General features: G+C 49.1%; 24 protein-coding genes. 13 read left to right on the top strand and 11 right to left on the bottom strand.

Going from position 1 to position 24,917, the window contains the following annotated elements; translation table 11 throughout:
* Positions 1–21 precede the first annotated feature (21 nt).
* Complete coding sequence (locus tag QMG16_RS09080; RefSeq protein WP_281793657.1) at positions 22–1,308, top strand: glutathione S-transferase family protein; 1,287 nt, start codon at positions 22–24, stop codon at positions 1,306–1,308.
* Between the two features lie 21 nt (positions 1,309–1,329).
* Entirely contained in the window at positions 1,330–2,133 is an 804-nt protein-coding gene (locus tag QMG16_RS09075; protein WP_281793656.1) for a mechanosensitive ion channel family protein, read from the top strand.
* A 91-nt stretch (positions 2,134–2,224) separates the two neighbouring features.
* Here the strand turns inward: QMG16_RS09075 and QMG16_RS09070 are convergent, their stop codons facing one another.
* The gene (locus QMG16_RS09070; RefSeq protein ID WP_281793655.1) at positions 2,225–3,382 is read right to left on the bottom strand and encodes a hypothetical protein; all 1,158 of its coding nucleotides are present in this window, start codon (positions 3,380–3,382) and stop codon (positions 2,225–2,227) included.
* 409 nt (positions 3,383–3,791) lie between these two features.
* Here QMG16_RS09070 and ahbA point away from each other — a divergent pair, with 409 nt between their 5' ends.
* Complete coding sequence (ahbA, locus tag QMG16_RS09065) at positions 3,792–4,778, top strand: siroheme decarboxylase subunit alpha (protein WP_281793654.1); 987 nt, start codon at positions 3,792–3,794, stop codon at positions 4,776–4,778.
* Between the two features lie 57 nt (positions 4,779–4,835).
* Positions 4,836–5,165 carry a hypothetical protein gene (locus QMG16_RS09060; protein ID WP_281793653.1) on the top strand — a complete coding sequence of 110 codons (330 nt, stop codon included), beginning with the start codon at positions 4,836–4,838 and terminating at the stop codon, positions 5,163–5,165.
* Between the two features lie 123 nt (positions 5,166–5,288).
* Here the strand turns inward: QMG16_RS09060 and QMG16_RS09055 are convergent, their stop codons facing one another.
* Both QMG16_RS09055 and QMG16_RS09050 read right to left on the bottom strand, forming a co-directional pair.
* Entirely contained in the window at positions 5,289–5,801 is a 513-nt protein-coding gene (locus QMG16_RS09055; RefSeq protein WP_281793652.1) for an FKBP-type peptidyl-prolyl cis-trans isomerase, read from the bottom strand.
* A 168-nt stretch (positions 5,802–5,969) separates the two neighbouring features.
* Entirely contained in the window at positions 5,970–6,602 is a 633-nt protein-coding gene (locus QMG16_RS09050; protein WP_281793651.1) for a tetratricopeptide repeat protein, read from the bottom strand.
* A gap of 493 nt (positions 6,603–7,095) precedes the next feature.
* Between QMG16_RS09050 and QMG16_RS09045 the strand changes: the two genes are divergently transcribed.
* From QMG16_RS09045 to QMG16_RS09020, 6 genes are all read left to right on the top strand, one after another.
* Positions 7,096–7,332, top strand: coding sequence for a dissimilatory sulfite reductase D family protein (locus QMG16_RS09045; RefSeq protein WP_281793650.1), 237 nt, complete (start codon positions 7,096–7,098; stop codon positions 7,330–7,332).
* 200 nt (positions 7,333–7,532) lie between these two features.
* Positions 7,533–8,807 (top strand): dissimilatory-type sulfite reductase subunit alpha, encoded by a 1,275-nt coding sequence (gene dsrA / locus QMG16_RS09040; protein WP_281793649.1) that lies wholly within the window; start codon positions 7,533–7,535, stop codon positions 8,805–8,807.
* A gap of 12 nt (positions 8,808–8,819) precedes the next feature.
* Positions 8,820–9,920 (top strand): dissimilatory-type sulfite reductase subunit beta, encoded by a 1,101-nt coding sequence (gene dsrB, locus QMG16_RS09035; RefSeq protein WP_281793648.1) that lies wholly within the window; start codon positions 8,820–8,822, stop codon positions 9,918–9,920.
* A 66-nt stretch (positions 9,921–9,986) separates the two neighbouring features.
* The gene (locus tag QMG16_RS09030) at positions 9,987–11,456 is read left to right on the top strand and encodes a cobyrinic acid a,c-diamide synthase CobB (RefSeq protein WP_281793647.1); all 1,470 of its coding nucleotides are present in this window, start codon (positions 9,987–9,989) and stop codon (positions 11,454–11,456) included.
* 15 nt (positions 11,457–11,471) lie between these two features.
* Positions 11,472–11,789 (top strand): TusE/DsrC/DsvC family sulfur relay protein, encoded by a 318-nt coding sequence (locus tag QMG16_RS09025; protein WP_281793646.1) that lies wholly within the window; start codon positions 11,472–11,474, stop codon positions 11,787–11,789.
* A 355-nt stretch (positions 11,790–12,144) separates the two neighbouring features.
* Positions 12,145–12,414 carry a ferredoxin family protein gene (locus tag QMG16_RS09020; RefSeq protein ID WP_373878663.1) on the top strand — a complete coding sequence of 90 codons (270 nt, stop codon included), beginning with the start codon at positions 12,145–12,147 and terminating at the stop codon, positions 12,412–12,414.
* Between the two features lie 188 nt (positions 12,415–12,602).
* Here QMG16_RS09020 and QMG16_RS09015 read toward each other — a convergent pair whose 3' ends face one another.
* Positions 12,603–13,181, bottom strand: coding sequence for a cytochrome c3 family protein (locus tag QMG16_RS09015; RefSeq protein WP_281793644.1), 579 nt, complete (start codon positions 13,179–13,181; stop codon positions 12,603–12,605).
* Positions 13,182–13,391: 210 nt separating this feature from the next.
* On the opposite strand from QMG16_RS09015, the gene QMG16_RS09010 reads away from it, so the two are divergent.
* A complete protein-coding gene (locus tag QMG16_RS09010) occupies positions 13,392–14,618 on the top strand; it encodes a bifunctional alpha/beta hydrolase/OsmC family protein (RefSeq protein ID WP_281793643.1) in 1,227 nt (408 codons plus the stop codon).
* A 308-nt stretch (positions 14,619–14,926) separates the two neighbouring features.
* Entirely contained in the window at positions 14,927–15,457 is a 531-nt protein-coding gene (gene hpf, locus QMG16_RS09005; RefSeq protein WP_281793642.1) for a ribosome hibernation-promoting factor, HPF/YfiA family, read from the top strand.
* Positions 15,458–15,858: 401 nt separating this feature from the next.
* Here the strand turns inward: hpf and QMG16_RS09000 are convergent, their stop codons facing one another.
* Positions 15,859–17,634, bottom strand: a complete 1,776-nt coding sequence (locus QMG16_RS09000; protein ID WP_281793641.1) for an SLC13 family permease — start codon at positions 17,632–17,634, stop codon at positions 15,859–15,861.
* Positions 17,635–17,942: 308 nt separating this feature from the next.
* On the opposite strand from QMG16_RS09000, the gene QMG16_RS08995 reads away from it, so the two are divergent.
* The gene (locus QMG16_RS08995; RefSeq protein WP_281793640.1) at positions 17,943–19,193 is read left to right on the top strand and encodes a class I tRNA ligase family protein; all 1,251 of its coding nucleotides are present in this window, start codon (positions 17,943–17,945) and stop codon (positions 19,191–19,193) included.
* A gap of 151 nt (positions 19,194–19,344) precedes the next feature.
* Here the strand turns inward: QMG16_RS08995 and yihA are convergent, their stop codons facing one another.
* From yihA to rlmN, 6 genes are all read right to left on the bottom strand, one after another.
* Entirely contained in the window at positions 19,345–19,965 is a 621-nt protein-coding gene (gene yihA / locus QMG16_RS08990; RefSeq protein WP_281793639.1) for a ribosome biogenesis GTP-binding protein YihA/YsxC, read from the bottom strand.
* A gap of 13 nt (positions 19,966–19,978) precedes the next feature.
* Complete coding sequence (locus QMG16_RS08985; protein ID WP_281793638.1) at positions 19,979–21,130, bottom strand: pyridoxal phosphate-dependent aminotransferase; 1,152 nt, start codon at positions 21,128–21,130, stop codon at positions 19,979–19,981.
* A 161-nt stretch (positions 21,131–21,291) separates the two neighbouring features.
* Complete coding sequence (locus QMG16_RS08980; RefSeq protein ID WP_281793637.1) at positions 21,292–22,512, bottom strand: SPOR domain-containing protein; 1,221 nt, start codon at positions 22,510–22,512, stop codon at positions 21,292–21,294.
* Positions 22,512–23,384 carry an ATP phosphoribosyltransferase gene (gene hisG, locus QMG16_RS08975; protein WP_281793636.1) on the bottom strand — a complete coding sequence of 291 codons (873 nt, stop codon included), beginning with the start codon at positions 23,382–23,384 and terminating at the stop codon, positions 22,512–22,514. Before hisG ends, QMG16_RS08980 begins: the two co-directional genes overlap by 1 nt.
* Positions 23,381–23,755, bottom strand: coding sequence for a phosphoribosyl-AMP cyclohydrolase (hisI, locus tag QMG16_RS08970; RefSeq protein ID WP_281793635.1), 375 nt, complete (start codon positions 23,753–23,755; stop codon positions 23,381–23,383). The genes hisG and hisI overlap by 4 nt, the downstream gene beginning before the upstream one ends.
* Before the next feature lie 88 nt (positions 23,756–23,843).
* Positions 23,844–24,917, bottom strand: a complete 1,074-nt coding sequence (gene rlmN / locus QMG16_RS08965) for a dual-specificity RNA methyltransferase RlmN (protein WP_281793634.1) — start codon at positions 24,915–24,917, stop codon at positions 23,844–23,846.

The following is a 24,917-nucleotide window of genomic DNA, read 5'->3' as shown; positions in this document are numbered from 1 at the left end:
ACCGATGAGGTGAGTTTATAGATGCAGGCCAATACCCTTCTTGAGGATGATATGATTCAATCCGGCCTTTGGGATTTTGTCCCATGGTCTCAGTATGTGAAACCGAGAGAGCCGACAGGGGAGGTAATGCGCAAAGGGATACTCGGTCTGTGGGACCGGTTGTGGAGAGCCCCTGAAAAGACAAAAGAAAAGGTGGTTCAAACGGAATTGCGTGAAGTCGATCAGTCAATGCTGAATCGCATCATCCCCGTTCCCAATTGGAAGGAGGCCGTTCCTGCCTTGAACGGCGCTTTATCGGATTGGCTGAACACGGACCACCCGGAATGCCCCTTTAGGATCGTTCTGGGCGCACCCCACAGTGGAGTTTCCGAAATTCTCGAATGCTTGGGAGAAACACCTCCGTGGCGGATTCTGAGAGCTCCGTCTACCAACCAGATTTTGGCGGGCGGTGACGCGTGGATCTCCCGAATACCCGATTCATCGAATGCTTTCTTAATCATTCCCCATCTGGAACATTACTATCTGCGTCATTATGAAGGCCTCGATTTGATGCGCAAACTTGTGGACAAATTGCTTTCGTTTTCCGGACGTTGCATCATCGGCTGTGACACATGGGCGTGGGCTTACCTCAATATGGCGCTCCAATTGGAATCCTTCCTCCCCGAACCGCTCACCCTTGCCGCCTTCGATCGGGAGCGTCTGGAGCGTTGCTTCCAGCCTCCTTCCACTGAGGGAAGTGAGGCAGTTTTTAGATTTCGTCAGACAGACAACGGTAAGTTTGTTCTCCTTCCTGTGAAGGGTAATGAAAAAGAGGCCGGTGGACAGCAAAAGGGTGGCGAAGAAAAAAAGGGTGAGGGTGAAAAGGTTGAGGTCACCGACTTTCTCAATCATGTTGCGGCATTCAGCCGCGGGATACTGGGTATTGCGCTGGCTGTTTGGAAGTACAGCCTGCGATTGGCTCCGGAAGAGGAGGCCAATGAGAAGGTTCGACAAACGGCGGCTGCAGATCGAGGCAACACCATATGGGTAAGACCCTGGAATGACTTGGACCTTCCTGTTCTCCCCAGACAGATGGATCGCGATTTATATTTTGTTCTGGATGCCATTTTGCTTCACGGTGGTCTTTCGACACAACTCCTCTCCCACCTGCTCCCCCTGGCTCCCCCTGAAATTCTGAGAACCTTGCACCTGTCGCGCGCTGCGGGGCTGTTGGCACTGGAGAAAGGCGTATGGCATATACCGGCACTGGGGTACCCCGCCGTACGGCAGTTTTTGGCCAGTGGCGGATATCTTGTGGATGCGGTTTAGGGGGATGTCATGGATGAGACAATGGTTAGTGTGTTTAGAAATTTTAACGAAATCAATTACTTGATCATATTTTTCATCGTTGTCGCTTCATGGCTGTTGATCGAATTCGTTGAACGTGTATTTCCGTGGTTTGCGGGTAACGTTCCAGAACGTTTCCGTTTTAAAATTCTTCCCCTTGTCCCTGTCTTGCGATTGATCATATGGATCGTATCCATCATATGGATTGTTCCCATGATCATTCACCCCACTCCGGAAAATCTGTTGGCCCTTTTGGGGGCAGTGGGCCTGGGGGTCGGCTTTGCTTTTAAGGATTATGTCAGCAGCCTTGCTGCAGGTATCGTCGCCATATATGAACGGCCCTACCGGCCGGGGGACTGGGTGGAAATCGACGGCGCCTATGGAGAGGTGAAATCCCTGGAAGCGCGAGTTCTGAGAATGGTGACGCTGGATGATACCCTGGTGAGCATTCCCCATAAAAAGATCTGGGATTCCAACATCTACAATGCCAACGATGCCAAACGGGAATTACTCTGTGTCGCAAATTTTTATCTGAACCCAACGCATGATGCACAGTTGGTGAGGCAGAAGTTGTATGATGTGGCTTTGACCAGTCCTTTCGTGCAATTGAAGAACCCCATTCGTGTTTCCGTCGCTGAAAAACCTTGGGGAACGCACTACAGGCTGAAGGCGTATCCCATTGAGGGCCGTGATCAGAACCTCTTTACGAGTGATCTCACTGTTCGCGGGAAGGCGGCGCTGCTGAAAATGGGAATTGAATTGGCCGTTATTCCCTTCGCATCTTCTGAGCGGGGCCGGATGCAATGATGCATATGAGATAGTTTTCGCCGGGGGAACCGCCACAGAGGCGGTCGACCGGTGAGCTTTTCTGATATCCTCTTTCGGACGGAACGAAAAATCAGGGCCTTTGTTTATCGAGAGCATCCATGAGCGCTGATACGTGTTCCGCCATATGATAGCTCAGGAAATCAAGCTCATCGGTTTCTACCATGCCATCTTCCAGGACGACCTCTCCGAGAGAAATCCACTCCCGCGGTGTGAATCGGCGCAGAAGGTGAAGCACATCCTCTGCCGGCGGCAGAGAGGGGTCCAACCGAGCTTTTTCAGACCAGGATTCCAGAAATCCCGATAGCACGCCACTAAGACTTTCAGGGGGCGCCCAGGCCCGTTTTCCCGTTCCATCCAGTCGGTCCATGCGCATGCGAAGAGTGAGGTTGAAAAAGAAATGTACCAGAGCGACCCACTTTTCCTCCGGGTCCGCTCCCAGAGAAATGAGGGCCCGGTAATCCCGGGCGGTGACGAGGCGCAGTTGGATGCCGTTTGGGGTTTGCTTGAGAATGAAATCTCCTGCCGCGTGGTGCCAGGGGTAGATCTGCCTGAAGGAAGCAGGATCGAGATAGGCGGTCAGAATGGCCGATGCATGCTGATAGAGGGCCAGAGCCTGATCTGTTCTGAGAACCGTGTCCCCCTCTTCCAATCCCCAAACCTTGATTACAGGCTGCTCCTGTTGAGGTTCCATCGAAAGGTGAAATTCGTGGAATCCTTCGAACCACTCTGCCATGAAAATCTTCAGTGTCAGTTCGGAGCCGTCATCTCCGGTATAAAGCGCTTCTCCTTTGAAGAGAGGCCGTGGAAGGTAAGGCAGGCCGAAATGCTGGTGCAGCATTTCCAGGAGACTGCATTCGCTTTCGAGAAACGCCTGCTGTTCGGGCTTGACGGCTACATTCAGTACAAGCGACACTCTTTCGCTTTTTATGTGAACGCGCAAATGAACCACGTGGTAAAGAACCCCGTGTTTTTCGCTGATCAACTCCACATTTTCAATGTCTTCCCGGGCAATCGGTCGATCGAGTTGCCGGGAGAGAGAATGGAGGAGAGGGGCATATGAATCTTGGGATAAGAAGCGGGCAACGGCTTGAAGAAAGGGACCGTAATGGATCAACGCGCCTTGAGCTTCAGGTCCCTGGGGAAGGGAGATTCTGGCGCGTTCGGGTGTCAAAGGGATTGGACCACTGGGCGTGCTTACCAGGAGATGCACCGGAAAGGATCTTTGCATTTTTAGTTTCCTCATGGTGTGGTGAAAATCAGGCTAAATCAATCCACAGATTACACAGATTACACAGACGAAATAGTCTTCTACCAACCCGGGATAAAAGGAAAAGGTGTTTTTAATCTACGGATGATGACAAGAAAGCATCTGTTTATCATTATTCTCCCTGAAATGATACTGCGACAGGAAATCTTGTGACAATTCATGAAAGATCCCCGTCCCTTTCCGTTTGTAACGATCAACGTTTTTCTGTTCCTCAGAGGGATTGTGTTTCCTGTGCTTGTCACAACTGATACACGTGTATATAGTGAAAAACTCAGAATGAGGATTTAAGCACGTCTGGAAGGACCTGTTTTTCGGGGAATTCATGATGAAAATACAATCTCGGACAACGTGACCATAAGGAGCAAGAGTATTGGACTCCATCAACCGCGTTCTGCTCGATCGAATACAGCGATCTTTCCCTTTGATTTCAGAACCATACCGCGTTTTGTCTGAGGGGCTTGGAATCAATGAAGACAACGTTCTAAAACGTATAGGGAGGCTGAAGGAACAAAAGCTGCTGAGGCAGATCAGCGCCATCTTCAATACGGGAGCTCTCGGGTACCGGAGCTGTCTGGTGGCTATGTCGGTTCCTGAAGGTGAAGTGGAACGGGCTGCTGCCGCAATCAATCTCTATCCGGGTGTGAGTCACAACTATTTGCGATCGGGCAATTACAATATATGGTTTACCATTGCTGTCCCTCCGGGGATTTCCCTGGAAGAGACGATAGAAGAGCTTTCCAAGGCAGCCGGTGGCTGGCCGACGTTGCTCTTGCCGGCGCTGAAGAAATATAAGCTTGCGGTGGTTCTGGATGTTCTCGAGGAAGGAGAAAGTGAGGCTGTCGAAGATCCGGCGGGTCTGCCTCTTGTGGAATCTTCGATTCAATTTGATCCCTGCGAGGATAACATTCGCGTGGTGAGATGCATTCAGGAGGATCTACCGCTCGTTGGAAAGCCTTTCAAGGTTTGGGCGGATTCCATAGGGATGGAAGAGACGGAGCTTTTGGAACTGATGCTTCTTTGGATCCAAAGAGGATTCATCCGCCGTTTTGCTGCCGTACTGAACCATCGTCAGGTAGGTTTCAGCGCCAATGGCATGGTGGTGTGGCGGTGTCCCGAGGAACGGCTCGACGCAAGTGGGCAAATCCTTGCATCCCACCCTGAAGTGAGCCACTGTTACTACAGGCCTGCTTACCCAACTTGGCCTTATAATCTCTATGCTATGGTGCACGGTCGGAGCATAGAAGACTGTGAGCGGATTGCAGGGAAACTCGGAAAGGCGATTGGACTGACTGATTACCGGATCCTTTTCAGTACAAGGGAATTTAAGAAAATCCGTCTGAAATTGTTTTGGCGTTGAACCCTTCGAGCGGGAATTGACTTCCTGTGCGGCTATTATGGAAAAGAGTGTGTGTAAATGGTGGATGAAAACGAATATGAGATGAAAAAAAAGGCGATTTTCGACTCCATGTCCAAGCGGGGGCAGGAGCGTATTCTGCGGATTGGATACGAGAACTGGGAGCCTTTCCAGGAACCTAAAGATCCTAGAGAGAGAATGTTTAGCTCTGCATCCTTGAAGGCCAATGTATTGGTGAAGGAATTTTATCAATCGCAGGGGGAGCGGGAAGAATCGGTATCTTTGCATAGAGAGCTGTTTGAATTGTGTCGGGGATTGATTGATGGGGATGCAAGAGCCCGGACGATCTATGATTTTTGTGTTTGGGTCAAGGAAAAGCGTCAGCTTTAGAGGGCTGGGAGGAGCAAGTATTATACATCCCCCTGAATCCCCCTTATGAAGGAGGATTCAGGGATTTCTTTTTCTCCGGTGTTCCGGAACGTTACATTCCCACCGGTTTATCCTTAAAGTCTGTTATTGCAAAGACACCGCCCGGGATTCCTCTTCTTCATCTGCGTGCTCGCAGGGGCGTATTTCTTTCAGTTCCTCTTTGGATGCGGGCCTCAGGTGGACTACCTTCACATGATAATACAAATCCTTTCCGGCGAGGGGGTGGTTATAATCCAAGACCACCTCATCGTCGGTTTTTTCCTTCACATAATAGCCATATTGTGCCTGTGTTTCACTGTTGGTTGCCACTACCCATTTCCCTACCTCCAGGGATCGACCTTCCGGAAATTCTTTGAAACTCTTTCGGCGTACCTGGTTTTTGTCATGTTCGCCAAAGGCTTCGCGGGCGGGAATGATAAAATCGGTTTCCGCCCCCAATTCCAGCCCCACAAGTCTTTTTTCCAGGGATGGAAGAATCTGGTCGTAGCCTGAGATGAAATTGAGAGATACTGGGGTGCCTTCCCCTTTGACGTAGGAACCGTCTTTCAAACGAACGGTATATTCCAATATGACAAACATATCTTTGCCGATTTCCATCGTTAAACCTCGATCAAATCGAAGACTCCCTTCGGGTAGGAGCGATGAGGTAAACCGGATGGGGAGTTGTTTATCCTCCAAACCCATGGCCTCAGAGCTGCGGTGGAAGGGAATCATGTTATTGATTGTTCATGTTCTTTGGCAGTGCAGAGCTGATGAAGATCCGATCTATTCTTCGTTACGCCACTCGGCTTCGGCAGCACTGTCGATGGGATAGCCCAGTGCCTTCGCTTTTTCATAATGCTTCCGAGCTTCTTTCATGGCGCCGGTCAGCCGGTAGGCGACTGCCAGGTTGTAGTGCGCGGGAGCAAACTGGTCGTTGATGCTCAAGATCTTGAGAGATGCTTCGATGCTCTCCCGGGGTTTTTCGGCCTGGATGTATGCGACTGCGAGATTGTTGTATGCCTGGAGATTGTCGGGAATGATTTCAATGGCCTGCTTGCTGGATTCTATGGCATTTTCATAGTCACCTTTCTGAAGATAGGCAAATCCCACATTGCTGTGAGCTATGGCGAGTTTTGGATCTAGAGCGAGCGCTTTCAAATTGGCATCGATGCACTGATCCATATCGCCTTTCTGGTAAAACATCCCTCCCATGTTGACATAGGCGTCCACGAGGTTTGGATCATTCTCCAGAGCCTGCTTGAATTCGGAGATGGCCTCGTCTAACTGGCCTTTTTGAGAATAGGCAAGCCCGAGGTTGTAATGCAGAGTGGCCGACGTAGGTTCAAAAAACAATCTCTCCCTCAAAAACTTTATATAAAGGTTGAGTTTCAATTCCGCTTCGCTTGGATGTGCCATGATCTCTTTACTCTCTCCTTGTTTTGTAATATATGGTCGAAAAATTATTCTAACAGAATCGATGGACTCATGCCCCTTCAAAATACGGGCGGGCAGAAGGCTTTCCATCCAGAAAAGCCTGAACCTTCCGTACAAAAGGGGGAGACAGGTCTTCAATTTGATCTGAATGGTTTGCTGACCTCTGCACGGGATGAACGTGAAACTTTTCAGTTTCGATGGTCATTACTGTACCGAAGGCCACCATGGACAGGCGGTAATTAACAACAAGATAGGGGAGTGTCAAGCTTGGTCTCCTTTTTCCATGAGGGGCTCTCGCGTGTTTTTTCGATGGGGCTTTGTACCGGATTCCTCAGGGACTTTTTTATTGACAAAGAGCATGTCCCGAGTTAATCAGTCGAAGTGAATCAATTCACTTATATGCGTGAGGGCAAACAGAAAGAATCAATTCTGTTGTTTTTATTGGATGCGTTCGGATTCCTTACAGGAGGATAGTATGAGTGAGGATGCAAAAAATCGTATCATGGAATTTGTAAAGACGCAAAAAAAGAGCAAACTTTATTTCAACGACTTGTGCAAGGCTGTGCCCGAGATCAAAATGATGCAGGCCAAGAAGATCATCAATGAGCTGGTCAACGAAGGCAAGTTGAAGTACTGGTCCAGCGGCAGCACGACTATGTATATGCTCCCGAGCGAGGGGGATGTGGAAAAAGAAGAAAAGGGTATGGCCTAAGCCCGCCGTAATTTCCTTTCGAATTTCTGGATTAAGTGGGAAAATACGCTAGTTCCTAAAGGGTTTGATGGAGTTTGGACTATGTCTCTCCATATAGAAGGAGGTGAATAGGAGGAGGTTTGAGGATTCTTCGTAAGGAAGAAAAAAAGGGTGAATACCGTTGAAACTAAAAGAGAAATTGGCCTATGGAGGTAAATCGAATGGCACTGAAGCATGCAACTCCTATGCTTGACGAACTTGAAAAAGGGCCCTGGCCGAGTTTTGTCTCTGATGTTAAGAGAATGGCTCCCAAGAGCGCCATGTGTGAAGACTGGTTAGGCGTTATGGAACTGTCCTACCGGGAAAAGGAGGGACACTGGAAGCACGGTGGTATCGTGGGGGTGCTCGGATACGGCGGAGGCATTATCGGCCGTTACTGCGATCGTCCCGACCTTTTCCCCGCAATTGCACATTTCCACACCGTCCGTGTCAATCAACCCGCAAGCAAGTACTACACCACTGAGGTTCTGCGCAAACTCTGTGACCTTTGGGAGCCCAGAGGAAGCGGTCTCACCAATATGCACGGGTCTACGGGGGACATCGTTCTTCTCGGGACCACCACCGATAACCTGGAACCCCTCTTTTATGAACTGACTCATGAAATGGGTATGGATCTCGGCGGCTCCGGTTCCAACCTGAGAACCCCTGAAGGCTGTCTGGGCAAATCTCGCTGCGAGTGGTCCTGTATCGATACTCAGGATCTCATTTATGACCTGACTATGGAATATCAGGATGCCCTCCATCGCCCCATGTTCCCTTACAAGTTCAAGTTCAAGGCTTCCGGTTGCCCCTGTGACTGTGTGGCGGCCATCGCCCGCTCGGACTGCTCCATCATCGGAACCTGGCGCGACAAGATCCGCATTGATCAGGAAGCCGTGCGCGCCTATGTAGGCGGCGAGCTGGTCCCTCATGCGGGTGCAGGGGGAACTGAAAAGCGTGCCTTCGACATCAATGCAGAGGTCATCGATCTGTGTCCCACCAAGTGTATGGAATGGGATGGGAAAAACCTCAAGATCTGGGATGAGGACTGTACCCGTTGTATGCACTGCATCCGTGTAATGCCTCGTGCTTTGAGACCCGGTCTGGATACGGGCGCCACAATCCTGGTGGGCGCAAAAGCCCCCATCTTGGAAGGTGCTCAAATGTCAAGCGTTGTGATCCCATTCATGAAGATGGAGCCTCCTTACGGTGAATTCAAGGAATTTGTCGAGAAGGTTTGGGATTGGTGGATGGAAAACGGTAAGAACCGTGAACGTCTGGGTGAATTGATCCAGCGGTTGAGCCTCCGTGAATTTCTGAAGGCATGCGACCTGACGCCTGATGCGCGTATGGTCAATACTCCGCGTTTCAACCCGTACATTTTCTACGATCCAGCAGAGGTTCCTGGTGGATGGGAACACGATGCAGTGGCTTTCCGTCAACGCCATCAAGCTTAGGAGGAAAAACAAATGGCTTTTGATCCCAACAATCTTATGCAAGATCGTATCACTGATATCGGCCCTCCAAAGTATGATAAATTCTTTCCTCCCATCGTTAAAGAAAATTTTGGGAAGTGGAAATATCACGAGATTCTTGAACCGGGTGTATTGGTTCACGTTTCTGAAACCGGTGCCGAGCTCTATACGGTGCGTGTCGGTGCATCCCGCCTGATCAGTATCGAACTGATCCGCGAAGTCTGTGACATCGCCGACAAATATTGTGACGGTTATCTGCGTTGGACTACCCGTAACAATATCGAGTTCCTGGTAAGCGATAAATCCAAACTGCAGCCGCTGATCGATGATCTCCGCAGCCGTGGCAACTGGTTCCCCATCGGTGGCACTGGAAACAGCATCACCAGTATCGTGCATACTCAGGGCTGGGCTCACTGCCATACTCCCGCCATCGACGCTTCTGGTGTTGTTAAGTCTGTAATGGATGAGCTGTTCGAATATTTCGGTTCTCACAAGCTTCCTGCCCAGGTCCGAATCGCTCTGGCCTGCTGCTTGAATATGTGCGGCGCCGTACATTGCTCGGATATCGCTATCCTTGGCGTGCACAGAAAGCCGCCTTTCATCGAGCATGATCGTGTACAGAACGTATGTGAAATTCCTCTGGTTATTGCCGCATGTCCGACGGCAGCCATCAAGCCCAAAAAGGTTGATGACAAGAAGAGCGTTGAAATCAACCAGAGCCGTTGTATGTTCTGTGGCAACTGCTATACCATGTGTCCTGCTCTGCCTCTGGCCGATGGAGAAGGCGATGGTATGGCTCTGTGGGTAGGCGGGAAAGTTTCCAACGTTCTGTCAGCCCCCATGTTCTCCAAACTGGCTGTTCCTTACATTCCCAACGAACCGCCCCGTTGGCCGACCACGGTCAATACCATCAAGAGAATCGTTGAAGAATACGCTGCCGGCGGCCGCCGTTATGAACGTATCGGCGACTGGATCAACCGTATCGGTTGGGAACGCTTCTTCGAGAAAACAGGTCTTGAATTCAAACATGAGCACATCGATGACTATCGGTTGGCTATGATGACCTGGAGAACAACCACGCAGTTCAAGTTCTAATTGTACACCGAGGCGCCATGGAGAATGGGTTGTTCTGCATGGCGCTCTTTGTAAGAGAGAATGTCGATGTTATTTCGAAAACCGCGGTTGGTGATCGCTGCACTGCGAGGCGGCTCAGGTAAGACCATTGTATCCATGGGGCTTGCTGCGGCATGGCGGGCCAATCTCGGTTTGCAGGTGATTCCCTTTAAAAAAGGGCCCGATTATATCGATGCGGGTTGGTTGGCTATGGCTGCCGGCCGGCCATGTTACAATCTGGATCCCTTTCTCATGGATCCGGATGCAATGCTTCGTTCTTTTGTCAACCGCTCCAATAAGGGCGACCTGAGCCTCATTGAAGGCAACAGAGGTCTCTACGACGGGGTGGATGTTCAGGGGAGCTTCTCTACCGGCGAGCTTTCAAAGCTGTTCAGGGCGCCGGTGATCCTTGTATTGGATGCCACCAAGATGACGCGGACTGCAGCAGCTCTGGTTCTCGGATGTCAGCACCTGGACCCCAAAGTGAATATTGCAGGGGTCATTTTGAATCAGGTGGCCGGAAAGCGGCATGAGAAGGTGCTGCGAGGAGCCATTGAGCGCTATTGCGATGTCCCCGTAATGGGGGTTATTCCTAAAGAAAAGAAGAATTTCTTTCCGGAGCGTCATCTCGGACTTGTTCCTCCCCAGGAATCGAAAAATGCTTCCAACGCTTTGGAATTCATTGCCGCTAAGATCAACGACTGTGTCGACTTGAAAGGGCTTTGGCAAGTAGCCGAAAAGGCTGAACCTCTGGGTTGGCCGGCTCCCCTGGCCCTAGAACCCAAGAGGTTTCAGGCGCACAGGCCGGCTGTGATCGGTGTCGTTCGTGATTCGGCTTTCCAATTTTATTATCCTGAAAACCTTGAAGCCTTACAAGAACAGGGTGCTATCCTCGTGGAGATTTCGAGCTTTGAAAATTCTCCTTTACCGCATGTGGATGCGCTCTATATCGGAGGGGGGTTTCCAGAAACACATCTGGAAATCCTGGCCGGCAACACAGTTTTCAGGGAATCCCTGAAAACTGAAATCAATGCCGGATTGCCCGTCTACGCCGAATGTGGCGGGTTGATGTTCTTGTGCCGGAAAATCGCCTATCACGAGAAAACCTTTCCCATGATGGGGATATTTCCGTTTGATGTGGTACTGGAAGAAAAGCCTCAAGGTCATGGATACACGCTGCTGGAGTGCGTGAACGACAATCCGTATTTTGCCAAGGGAACTTCCCTGAAAGGGCATGAATTTCACTATTCCAGGATCATCGGACCCGACCCGTCTTTCCCATTCATTTTTCGATTGAAAAAGGGACATGGAATAGTAGCGGGATGGGATGGAATGTGCTATAAGAACGTGCTGGCAAGTTATTCACACATTCACGCCGTAGGAAACGAACATTGGGCAAAGGCGATGGTAAATGCCGCCTTATGCCACCGTAAGGAGAGGATGGGCGAGATTTTGGCTCACAAGGCCGATGCGGAACGAAGTATGTCCGGTACCCATGAATATTTAACCGCCTATTAAAAGGAGAGACTGTCCATGGCAACAGTTGAGTTCAAAGGTAAAACGTTTGAAGTTGATGAAGACGGTTTCATCAGCAGTTTTGACCAGTGGAATCCCGACTGGGTTGAGTATGTTAAGACATCTGAAGGTATTACCGAGCTTACGGAAGAACACTGGAAGGTTATTCATGTGCTTCAGGACTACTACAAAAAGCACGGTATTGCCCCCATGGTTCGTATTCTTACCAAGGTAACCGGTTACAAGCTGAAATACATCTATGAGCTGTTCCCCTCGGGACCGGGCAAGGGAGCTTGTAAAATGGCTGGTCTTCCCAAGCCTACCGGTTGCGTCTAAGCAAAATCTCCTGAAGGCTCCAGGATTGGCTTCCGTCCATCGTGGAGCCTTCATGGCGTTTTTGCCCTCCATGAATTTCCGATTCGCCCGTAAAAGACCGACTGGCTCAGAAGGATCAAATCTTTCAATTCCTGCTTTCAAGTACCTCTTTTGTATCGATTGGTCGACGGACTCGAGAATCATCGATTATCGCTTTCATTCCTCAATGTACAAGTTCTTAAGGGAATGAAGCGGGTTTTTCCCGGCCGGATTTCGTTTCAGGAAAAGATGGTGTCTGTTGAAGCAAGAGTTTTCCATCATTGAGCTTGACAACATGAATTGAAGGGGTTACCTAGACTAGGCTTGAGTTTGATGTTTGGGACTGACATTGTGTGTCCCCAGCCCGTGTTTGTACCGACAATGGGTGAGAGTTTTTACATTAAGCGAAATGGAGGAAGAAATGTTCAAAGTTACCGTCGATAAAGACAAGTGTATTGGCGATGGCGAATGTGTAGATGTTTGCCCCGTGGATGTTTATGAGCTGATAGACGGCAAAGCCGAGCCTGTTAATGAAGACGAATGCCTGGGTTGCGAAAGCTGTGTGGAAGTTTGTGAGCAGAATGCGATCACGGTAGAAGAAGTGTAAGCATCTTACACTTGTCGGCGACACAAAAGCTTTTTATGAGCCATCCGGGACAATCATAATCCCGGGTGGCTTTTTTTTGAGAGGCTGGTCTGTGTTTGAGTGTTGATTCCAGGGGCATATCTCCCTGAACTTCAAGGTGAGACTTCACAAAACATGCCGGACTGGATGATGATTTGTGCCAAACTGCGCTAGCTCTTTGCCGGATGGCAACCTATACAGGTCACGGGAGCTTTCGTGTCAGGTTTTTCCTTTTTGAGTTTTTGATGGCACCCAACGCAATTGCCATGGAAGGCGAGCTTAAGATTCAACTTTTGCTGGTCAGGAGAGAGTTTCTTTTCTCCTTGAATCGTAGCTTCATTATGGCATGCTTCACATTTTTGGACGGGATCGCCATCTTTCCACACATTCTTGCCGTCTTCAAACTTGTGATGGCACTCGGTACATGCGATCTTGTATTCCTCAACATGTTTTTTATGAGTGAATTCGACCGGTGACTTTGTAGGGGTAGGCCAAAGGGCGGCCTTTATCGTGATGACATCCGGCACCTTTTCTTCTGCAACTACAATGAATGCTGCGGTGAAAACCAGGATCGTAGCAATAATCCCACAGGAAATAAGCTTTTTACATCTCATGAATTCTCCTTTCCTCCCCGTTTCTCTTAAGTTCAATTCCCCTTTTGATATAGCAAAACCCACGCGGAACGATTCTAGTGAACCATTTCTCATGCTGTCAAGCAGATATTTTTTTGCTTTAGAAATCTTCTCCATGGCCGTTTTACATCTCTCATTCCGCATGCTTTATATCTTCAACACTCTGGGGGTAGCCCCAGTCTGTGTGGAATTGCCAAGAGTGACAAGATGATTAAAATAAATAAAAATTGAGTATATTGGAAGTAGGTGAAGAATTCCAAATTTACAGAGATTGCAAAGGAGTTCGATTTTCAGAAATATGTTCATTTAAAAGTAAGGGGAGGTTAGATGCAGTTCCAAAAGCTTTTTTTTGAGAACCGGAGCGGTCAAAAATTAGCTGCACGTCTTGATTTGCCTGTCGACCAGAAACCTAAAGCATACGCGATCTTTGCTCACTGTTTTACGTGTACGAAAAATCTGAATGCCGTGGTCAATATAAATAGATCTCTGACGAAAGAAGGCATTGCAGTCCTTCGTTTTGATTTTACTGGATTGGGAGAGAGCGAGGGGGATTTTTCCGAAACCAATTTTTCTTCCAATATCAGCGACCTTATTGCGGCCGCCGAATTTCTCGATGCGGCTTACGAATCGCCAAAGTTATTGATTGGGCATTCTTTGGGGGGAGCGGCGGTACTGCAGGCAACTTCACATATTCCCTCCGTAAAAGCGGTAGCCACTATTGCCGCTCCTTCGAATTTGTCACATTTGAAACGGATGTTGGGGGATTCCGAGGAAAAGATTCGAGAAACTGGAGAAGCACACATCAGGTTGGCGGGAAAGGAATTCAGGATAAAGAAGCAGTTCATGGATGATCTGGACGACAGTCGAATGAAGGCGACTATCTCTGAAATCCGAAAGCCGTTGCTCATCATGCACTCTGAAAAGGATAACATCGTGAGCATTGAAAACGCCTTTGAAATCTTTGCAGCGGCAGGTCAGCCCAAGAGTTTCATCGCCTTGAACGGAGCGGACCATCTTCTTTCCAACAGGGAAGATTCTCTCTATGTGGGAGATGTATTGGCAGCGTGGGCAAAAAAATACATCGGCATACCTCTGGAGGAGAGCCGAACGAGAGATTTGAAGGACAATCGAGTGGTGGTTCGTACCGAAAAGACCGGCTATCAGACGGAGATCACAACGGGAGGGCATCGTTTCATTGCCGATGAACCCATTGCAGTGGGCGGTGCTGATACCGGTCCCAACCCCTATGATTATCTTGTTGCCGCTCTGGGCGCATGTACTTCCATGACCATTCGCATGTATGCGGATCGCAAAAGTTTTCCGTTGGATGCAGTGGTTGTGCGACTTAAACATCAAAAAGTCTATGCCGATGACTGTAAAGAGTGTGAAGGGCAGAATCGTAAAATCGATGTCATAGACCGCGAGATTGAACTGATAGGGGCCCTCGATGAGCAGCAGAGGGCTAGACTCCTGGAAATTGCAGACAGATGTCCTGTTCACAGAACACTCCATTCTGGAATTAGAGTCAACACGAGTTTAAAGGATGTCTACTGAATCTGTGCCCCCTTGAATTGCTTTTATGAAGCGCTTGGGCCAAAAAAATGGAGCATACGAGTAAATATGCCTTGAAAGGTTCAGGTTTGCGCTTTATTTTGCCACAAACTCAAAAGGGGGAACCCTGAGAAGCCTTCATCGGGGGCTTCGACATGAAATTTCGGGTTGTGCGTCAAGGGAGTTCGACATTAGATGGCCGAATCGAGAAATTAGATGATTGTATCTTTTGGGTACAACAGTATTTTTCTAGTCCGTGCCGCCTGAGGCGCATGGTTGATGCTTTGACTATTTAGAAGGGGAAAGTGCCCATGAAACTTCCATTGGAAATCAGCTCCAAAAATGTTCATCTCTCAGAGGAAATGGAAGAACTTATCCGCGATAAGGCTTCGAAACTCGACAATATTTTTGATCAGATCATTGGATGTCGAATCATGGTAGACATACCGCACCGCAGCCAGAGGAGCGGTATGCAATACAATGTGCGCATTGATATCACGATTCCTGGGGGCGAGATCGTCGTAAAGAGAGAACCCGATGAAGATCTCTATTCTGCCATTTCAAACTCGTTTGATGTGGCTCAGCGTCGTCTCAAAGATCATGCCGGCAAGCAGCGTGGAGAAGTGAAGTTTCATGAAGAGAAGCCGGTTGCTCGGATCAGCAAGTTGTTTCCTGACGAGGGGTACGGATTTCTTTTGACTCCCGAAGGGAGAGAAATCTATTTCCACGAGAATGCCTTGATTAGTGGTCGATTCAAGGATCTTGAGATCGGAACGGTAGTGAGCTTTATCGAACAGCTTGGCGAAAAGGGACCACAGGCGAGTTCTGTTTCCTTGACGTAGGGTTGAAATATGGAAAGCATCAAATAATTGATTTGAAAAAGGACAGACATTCGTTATTTTTCATTCTGTCTTTATCCGCAGATTGCGCAGATTAAGAGCCTATCCAAAAACCTACCTCGGCAGCGGACACCCCCCTTTAATTCCCCCTCGAGGAGGGGACCAAGGGGGTGTCGCAAAGTCCACAGGTGGTTTCCGGATAGGTTCTAAGAAGCCTTTTATCTTGGGCTGCGGAACTTATTCAGCCTGAGCAATCTGCGTAATCTGCGGATCTATCTAGCCTGATTTTCACCATACCAGCTCTCCTTATGGTCATTCTGGCATCTCTCCTCAATACTTCTCCCTCGAGGGGAAGCTTTGCCCCAAATTTCCCCTTGTTCCTCAACTGTAGCGGCTTCAATCGCTCAAAAGGGCCAAATGACAGGAATCAGCAGAGAACTTAGCAGCCAAGTCAAAAGGTTGAGAGGTATCCCCAGTTTCAAAAAATCCTTGAATCGGTATCCCCCTGGGCCATAGATCAGAAGGTTGGTCTGGTAACCCAATGGTGATGCGTAAGAGCAGCTTGCACCGAAACAAACACCTATAATGAAAGGCCTTGGATCGACTCCAATGGAAAGCGCTGTAGAAATTGCAATGGGCAGGAGGAGAACGGCTGTGGCGTTGTTGCTCATGAATTGGGTGAGAGTGCTGGTTAAGAGGAGGAATACTGACAAAATCAAAATAGGGCTCTGTCCTCGGAAGGGGGTCAGAAATTCTTCTGTATAAACTTTTGCAGCTCCGGTCTTTTCCATGGCTGTTCCCAATGCGATGGTACCGATAATGAGCAACAGGATTTTCACGTCAAGAGAGCGGTATGCATCCCTTGCTTGAATGCAGCCCGTCAATATCATCAGAAAGACCGCTGTTGCAGCGCCTACCACTATGTCAACCACTCCCATAGTCGCTGCGAAGATCATTCCTATGAAAATCAGTAAAGCTACCGGTGCTTTTTTCTTGTTGATGATTCTGTGATGCACATCTTCCAGAATAATTAAATCTGAATTGTTGCGGAGTTCTTCGAGCTTCTCTCGAGTACAATGGATGAGGAGGATGTCTCCGATAGATAAGTTCAGATTTCTTAGCTTTTGCCGACTGTAATGTATTCCTTTTCTTTTGACTGCGATTATTTGTATGCCGAGTTCCCCCTGCATATTGGATTGGATGGGCTGTTCTCCAATAAACTTCGATTCTGGAGGGATTATCAGTTCCACAATGATGGAATCTTCATCACTGGCGCTGAAATTCAATTCTTTGACTTTGTGAGGCAATTCAACGATGGACTCGTGGAGGATGGCTACCAGGTCACTCGCCGAGCCTTTCACAAAGAGTAAATCCTTTTCGGAAGTCTTGAGTTTTTCCCTTTCCGGGTAATAAATGAAGGGGCCTCGGATGAGTTCAAAAAGTTCGATGGAGGGGTAGTTTTCATTGAAGAACTCATAGGGGTCCAAGTGGATCAGTTTGCTCTGTGCCGGCACTGAGAATTCAGCCAGGTAGCGGGGAGCTGCTTCTCCACTCAGTTCGCACACCGGGGCCTTATGTTGAGGCATTGAATGGGATGCGGCAAAGTACAAGAAAGTGATGACGATTATCGCCATAGGAATTCCGAGACTGGATAGCTCAAACATCGCAATGGCGCCATAACCGTATTTGACGCTCAGGTCACTGATGAGGATGTTTGTCGATGTTCCGATCAATGTGCATGTGCCCGCAACGATGGAGCTGTAAGAAACGGGAATCAGATACTTCGAAGGACTCAGGCCGTATTCACAACAGACGCTCATTATGATAGAGATAAAAAGGATTACGACGGGCGTATTGTTGAGAAATGCAGAGGGGATGGCGGTGCCGAGCATCGCCATGATGAGAATGCGTCTGTCGTTTCCCCGGGAATATTCAATCATCTTTTCGCTGACATATGCCAGAGCACCTGTGCGGTTCAAACCGCGTGTGAGTATGAACATGGACGCCACCGTTATGACAGCCGGATTTGCGAAACCTCCCAGAGCTTCTTTCGGTTCGAGGATACCGGTAACCATTAAAGCAACGAGTACTCCGATGGCTGTCAAATCGATGGGTATTTTCTCCGTTACCAGCAAAAAAATGGTGACAACAAGAATTGTCGATACGATCCAAAGTTCCATAAGTTATCGTTCCAATGGCATAATGACTGCGGGAATCATTGTCTTCAAATACAACCATTGACAATAATGATTTGAATTACCGTTGGCTACGATCAATCTTTTGCAAAAGTTTATATTTAAGGTCCGGCATTGAGAGGCTGGAGGGAGTAGATTCCGATTCTTTTTAAAAGGACTATACCACAGTTTTCATGACTTTATATTATAATTATATGATTTTATTGTAATATGTATCTAAAGCTTATCAGGAAGCCTCCCTCGCACTTTTGGGGGGATAACCTCTAAAAGCTTGCAGAAAGGAAACAGAATTCATGCTGAAACTTTACAACACCATGGCCCGGAAGAAAGAGGTTTTTGAACCTCGAAATGACCGAGTGGTGAAGATGTTTACATGCGGTCCCTCCATTTACGGGAGACCTCATGTCGGAAACTATCGCAGCTTTTTGTGGGAGGATGTGCTGCAGAGATATTTGGGTTTCCTGGGTTACCGGGTCGAGAGAGTGCTCAATTTTACGGATGTGGAGGACAAAGCCATCGCCGAGGCCGAGAAGACAAGGATGACCATCGAGGATCTGACGGCCGCGAACGCTGAGCAGTTTTTTGCCGATGCAAGGGATTTGCGGATCGAACTGCCGAATCATATTCCCCGCTCTTCTACTTCGGTGGATCAGGCGGTGAAACTCATTCAAATCCTTTTGGGAAAAGGGTATGCTTATTGGTATGGCAAAGATGTCTTCTTCGATCCTCTCAAATTCAATGGCTTCGGTAAGCTCTTTCGATTGGATATGAGCCGCTGGCCCAAGGAAAAGAAACGTTTCAAGAAAGACACTTATCCTGGCAGGCGCTGGAATCTTGGAGACTTCATCCTTTGGCACGGCTATAAGCCTGGAGATAAAGTATACTGGGATACAGGGATAGGAAAGGGAAGACCTTCCTGGAACATTCAGGATCCGGCCATGATCACCGAGACTTTGGGATATACCGTGGATATCAGCTGCGGAGGAATCGATAATCTATACAGGCATCACGACTATAACATTGCAGTGATCGAAGCCGTTTCGGGGGAGGAATTTTCACGTTACTGGATCCATGGTGAACATCTTCTGGTCGATGGGAAAAAAATGTCCAAGAGTGTGGGAAATATCATCTACCCCCAGGATCTTATGAAAGAGGGATACAGTGCGCGCAGTATCCGTTTTTACCTCCTGTACGGCCATCATAGGGAACCGTTGAATCTGACCAAAAAGATCTTCGAGAAAACGACTCAGAAACTCGTTCTTTTGAATGGTCTCGTGGAAAAGCTCTCAAGCGGCGATTCCGGTGGGAGCCGTGCCCGAAAAACTGATAGTTCAGTCGAAGCATTGATTGATCGGCTTATCCCCGATTTTGAGAGAAATATGAACGACGATCTCAACATCAAGGGCGCATTCGATGCCACCTTTGAAAATCTGTCTCAGTTGGTCAGTCTGAAAGTGGATGGGAAGGTCACCGGAAAGCAGTGTGAGAAAATTCGGAAGGAATTGATCAGGATAGACAAGGTATTCCAGTTTATACTGCAATAGGAATGGGATTTGCCTGGAATCACGCGGATCGTTGAGGGCCCTTTCGGGAGTTTGCATCGATCCGCGTTTGTTATTTTATGGCAAAATGGCTCTCCGAGGAATTTTTGCTGATGGAGATGAGGTTTTCATGGCGTTACGGTTTGTGTGGCCATCATTCGTCCGGGGAAGATTCATCCGGAGGGATGAGCCAATCCAGCAGTTTCCCAAGAAGCTCGGAACGCCCCTGTTGTGTATTCGCTGAGAAAAGGACCATTTCAGACGTGGGGATTCCCAGACTCAAAGATATTTGTTTCATCTGTGCATCCCACTGACCGCGCTTGATCTTGTCTGCTTTTGTCACGACGGGAATGGCCGGAATGTGATTGTCGCGGAACCAGTGCCACAAATTCAAATCATCGGGAGTGGGAGGATGCCTGATATCCAGAATATGGACGACCCCGCGGAGGGATTCCCGTTTGGTGAGGTAGGTTTCTATCATGGGGCCCCATTGGGCTCTGACTTTGAGTGGAACTTTTGCAAAGCCGTATCCGGGAAGATCGACAAAGTAAAAGGCCCCATTGATCAGAAAAAAATTGATCAACTGCGTTTGACCGGGTGTTCGACTTGTCCGGACCAGCTTTTTGCGCTGAACGAGGCAGTTGATCAATGAAGACTTTCCCACATTGGATCGGCCTGCAAAAGCCACCTCCGGATATAGGGCGGGAGGATAGTTTTCGAAACGGACCGCCGACTTGATGAATTCAGCCGACTTGATGAGGAAAGGACGAACCATGGGATATCTTTCTTTAGGAGCGGCTTTTCAAATAGGCGTCTATTCTGTTGAGGCCTTCAGCAATGTTTTCGAGAGAGTTGGCATAGCTGAACCGAACATAACCTTCGCCGTTTAGACCGAAGTCGATTCCAGGAGTAATGCCCACTTTAGCTTTTTCAAGGATTTCAAAGGCAAAGGAGTAAGAATCCTGCGTGAAACGCCGTGCGTTGGCAAAAACATAAAAAGCACCCGTAGGTTCGACCGTAATTCCGAATCCGATTTCACGCAGACGTTGAATCATGAACTGCCGCCTTTTGTTGTACCTCTCGCACATCATCCGGACATCCACTTGCACGGAGGGGTCCGTCAGGGCGGTATAGCCGGCGGCCTGAGCCATGGAATTGGCGGAGATGAAGAAATTTTGGAGCATCTTCTGCATGGGCCGGATCATTTCCCGAGGAACGATGAGATAGCCCAAGCGCCAACCCGTCATGGCATAGAGTTTTGAAAAACCGTTGAAAACGATACACCGGTCTGTATATTCCAGCATCGAATGGGCATGTCCTTCATAGACCAGCCCATGGTAAATCTCGTCGCTCAATATCCATTTTCCCATATCTGCAATTTCCCGCATCCGTTGGGGTTCCAGGAGATTGCCCGTGGGATTGGCGGGAGAATTGACCAGGATGGCCTTTGTATTAGCGGAAAGCGCCATTCGAATGGCTTCCGGACGGTACTGGAAGGCATCTTCTTCGTAGACGGGGATTGTTTTGGGCACTCCTTCAAGGAAGCGGATGAAATTAGGATAGCATGCATAATGTGGGTCTGACAGAATCACCTCTTCCCCGCAGTTCAGGATGGTGCTCAGGGCCACGAGAAAGGCCGGTGAAGTGCCCGATGTGATGAGGACTTGTTCCGGTTCGATATGACGTACACCATAGGTTGCAGCGTAATGGTTGCATACGGCTTCGCGGAGCTGGGGTGTTCCCAGGCTGTGAGTGTAATGCGTCTCGCCCCGTTCCAGAGCGTCTACGGCAGCCCGTTTGATGGCTTCCGGGGTGTTGAAATCGGGTTCGCCCACTTCCAGATGAATGATGGATTCACCCGCTCGTTCCATTTCCTGGGCGCGCTCCAAAACATCCATAACAATAAACGACTTGATGTCTTCAACTCTTCTGCAAATCACTTTTTGTTGGCCTTCTTTGTGCGCATCTTCTTTTCTCATGCCTCCAATAAAATTTCCCCGATCGGATCGGGGAATGGAAGGGGTACCGGAGCAAATAGTTGCGCAGGATAACATGAACAGTAAAACCAGCGATTTCTGCCGGTTCCCAGGGAGATTCCCGGCTAAAAAGTCGCAGGGACTTTGATGATGATGGGTTTGACGTCTCCAGATCCCTGAATCTGGCTGAGCAGATCGGCCGCTCTGGCCTCATCCTCTTCCGGTTTCAGTTGAATGACATAGAGGGGACCGAGAACCTGGTGGGTGAACTTTTTCATCACAACGTCGTAACCCTTTGCCTCCAATTTCCTTTTTTCATCCTCTGCATTGCTTTTGTTGAGATAAGATCCGACCTGTACAATATAAGTCGCACGTTTGACGGATGGGGAAGCAGTTGCAGTGACGGCTTTTGCCTTCTTTTGCGCCCTCGAATGGGTTCCGGATTCCTGGCGTGACTGCCACGCTCCCTCCTCAGGGGGGGATGCCTGAGAACCCTGCAAATCCTGGTCGTCCACAACCTCAAGTTGTGTCATCTGATCCGTCTGATCGGGCGAGGGAATATTCGACGAAGGTTCAGAAGGGTTGCCAACGACGCTTTGCAGCTTTGCCAGGTATTTGCGGGCTTCATCGGCCATGGGTGAATAGGGTTCCAGCTTTACGACACGACTCAGGGAGTAGAATGCTCGTTCCAGTTCTCCCGCAGTGTAACTCATTACGCCATATCGAAAATGGGCTGCCACCAGGTCCGGCGAATATTGAATTGCCTTTCCATAAGCGGCCCTGGCTTCATCCCCCCGCTTCATTTCCTCCAGGATTTGCCCTATCTGGAAATAGGCCAGGCCGTAGTTGGGCTGGAGCCGTACCGCTTCCTGATACCGCTGCAAAGCGGCTTCACGGTCGCCCTTCTTGTCGTAAATCAATCCGAGGTTGTACAATGCGAGATGGGGAGTCGAGTAAAAAGGATTGGACAGGGCTTTTTCGAAAGAATCCTGGGCCAGATCCAGCTGATTCTGGCGGGCATAGTGACGTCCCAGAGCATTGTATGCTTCCGAATAATCCGGTTTTAAACTCAACGCTTTTTGAAAATGTTTCAGGGCATCGGATGACAATCCCCTCTCGTCGTAGGCGAGCCCAAGGTCGTAATGGATTACAGGGTCATTCGGCTGTTTTGCTTCCGCCTGAGTAAGGAATTTAAGAGCCTGCCCCAAATCTCCTGCGGCTAGAAAGCCTTCTCCCATTTTTCGCAACTGATCTGCACTGTGCCGGGACGTGCCTGCCGTCGCACAACCCATGCTGACCAAAAGCAGAAAAATCCAAAAGATACGATGACAAATCCCCCAGGACATCAGATCACCTTATTGAGCGAGTATTCGATGATGCCTTGTGCGCCCCGTTTTATGAGCTGGGGAATCAATTCCCTCACAATATTCTTGGATACGACTGTTTCCACAGAAAGCCAGTCGCTCTGGTAGAGATGTGCGATAGTGGGTGCATTGAGGCTCGGTAAAAGCTCTATGACCGCGTTCAAGTGCTCTTCGGGCACATTCATCTTCAGTCCCACAAGTTCTTCCGCACGCAGTGCAGATTGGAGAAGCATGGAAATGTGTTCGATTTTCTCTCGTTTCCACGGATCTTCCCAGGCCTTTTTGTTGGCGATCAACTGCGTATTGGACTGCATCAATTCCTTTGCTATTCGAAGCCCGTTGGCGCGCATGGTCGCTCCGGTTTCAGTCACCTCCACAATTGCATCACACAGTCCGGCGATGACTTTTGCTTCCGTGGCTCCCCAGGAGAACTCCACGTTGACATCTACCCCAGCCGCGGAAAAATACCGCCGTGTGAAATTTACCAGTTCCGTGGCGATCTTTTTGCCCTGTAAGTCCTTGAGATCATGGACTGGCGAGTCCAGGGGAACTGCCAGTACCCAACGGGCTGGGCGCTGGCTTACCTTGGAATAGATGAGATCTGCCACGACGATCACGTCTGAATCGTTTTCCATGATCCAGTCGCGCCCCGTAAGCCCCACATCGAAAGTGCCGCTTTCCACGTATCGCGACATCTCCTGAGCCCGGCAGATGGAACAGCTGATATCTGCATCGTTGATTTCAGGAAAATAATTTCTGTCGGAAAGAGAGATTCGCCAACCGGACTGGCGAAAGAGCCTGAGAGTGGATTCCTGAAGACTTCCCTTGGGAATACCCAAGACGAGTTGTTTCACTTTTTATAGACCTCCTTTGGATCAAAAATAGGTTGCCCGATCACTTCCAACCGGCCTTCTCGATAGCGGCGGTAAAAACAGCTTTCATAGCCGGTATGGCAGGCAGCTTTGCCAATTTGCTCCACTTTGAGCAGGATCGTGTCCAAATCACAGTCTACATAGATCTCTTTGACCATTTGCACGTGACCGGACTCTTCTCCCTTGAGCCAGAGCTTCTGGCGGGATCTGCTCCAGTAGTGAGCCTTCCCCGTTTCCACGGTTTTATCCCATGCGAGTTCATTCATGTAAGCCAACATCAATACTTTGCCATCGCTGGCATTTTGAGCAATCGCAGGAAGCAATCCATGGTGCTTACTAAAATCGGGTTTCAATGTCAACTCTCCTCTTTTTCAGTGACGTGGAATCGGTACATGAAAGCAAGCATTGAATTATTTCAGGTATTCTATCGTTGGGCGATGTTCAATCTGAAGGGACGGTCTCCGTTTTCCCGCACTGGTCTCCAAGATATTTGGCAGCCAGTTGGCCGCAAGCCGCACCGATATCGGCTCCACGGCTCTGCCTGATGATCGCTGTGAGCTGTGCTCTTTGCAGCACGTCTTGAAAGGCCAGAATCCCTTCCTCCGACGGCTTTTTGAAAGGGGAGCCGGGATGCGGATTGAAAGGGATGAGGTTGATCTTGGCTTTCACCCCCTGCAGCAGTTTGACCAGTTCTTTGGCCTGTCTGGGGTGATCATTGACCCCTTCCATGAGAATGTATTCGAAAGTGATGCGTTTTCGCGGTGGAAGGGGGTAGTCGCGGCATGCAGCCATCAGTTTGGAGAGAGAATATGTCCGATTGATGGGCATGATTTGACTGCGAAGGTTATCGTCCGGAGCGTGAAGGCTGATCGCCAGATTGACCGGGCTGTCCTGTCCCAGTCTGTACAACTGAGGAACCAGGCCGGCTGTGGAAAGAGTGATGCGGCGATGAGAAAAGGCCAATCCGTTGGGATCGATGAGAACTTTGATGGCACGAAGCACTGCTTCATAATTGGCCAAAGGTTCTCCCATACCCATAAATACCAGGTTCGTGATACGTTTGGAAGATTCCAGATCCTCCTGAACCCGGCAAATCTGATCCACTATTTCCGCGGCATTGAGATTTCTTTTGAAGCCGAGCGCCCCAGTCAGGCAAAATTTGCACCCCAGGGCACATCCCACCTGGCTGGAGACGCAGAGTGTGTAACGCGGTGGATCAGGAATCAGGACGGATTCGATGAAATGACCATCGTGCAGGCCGAAAAGATATTTTCTGGTTCCATCGGACGCTTCCTGTTTTTCCTGCAGTGTCAATGCATTGAGTTGTGTCCCAAATTGAAGCTGAGTACGGAACATCTTGCTCAAGTCGCTGCATTCTTCCCAGGATGAGATGTGCCGGACGTAAATATGCCGAAAAAGCTGTCGAGCTCGAAAAGAACGCTCCCCAATGCTTTCTACCCATCTTTCGAGTTCGGACAGAGTGAAGTTCTTGATAAAAACGCGATTGCTATTCAA

Origin of the sequence: Desulforhabdus amnigena (genome assembly GCF_027925305.1) — a bacterium.
Classification (GTDB): Bacteria; Desulfobacterota; Syntrophobacteria; order Syntrophobacterales; family Syntrophobacteraceae; genus Desulforhabdus; species Desulforhabdus amnigena.
This window is presented reverse-complemented; position numbering and strand designations above follow the sequence as displayed.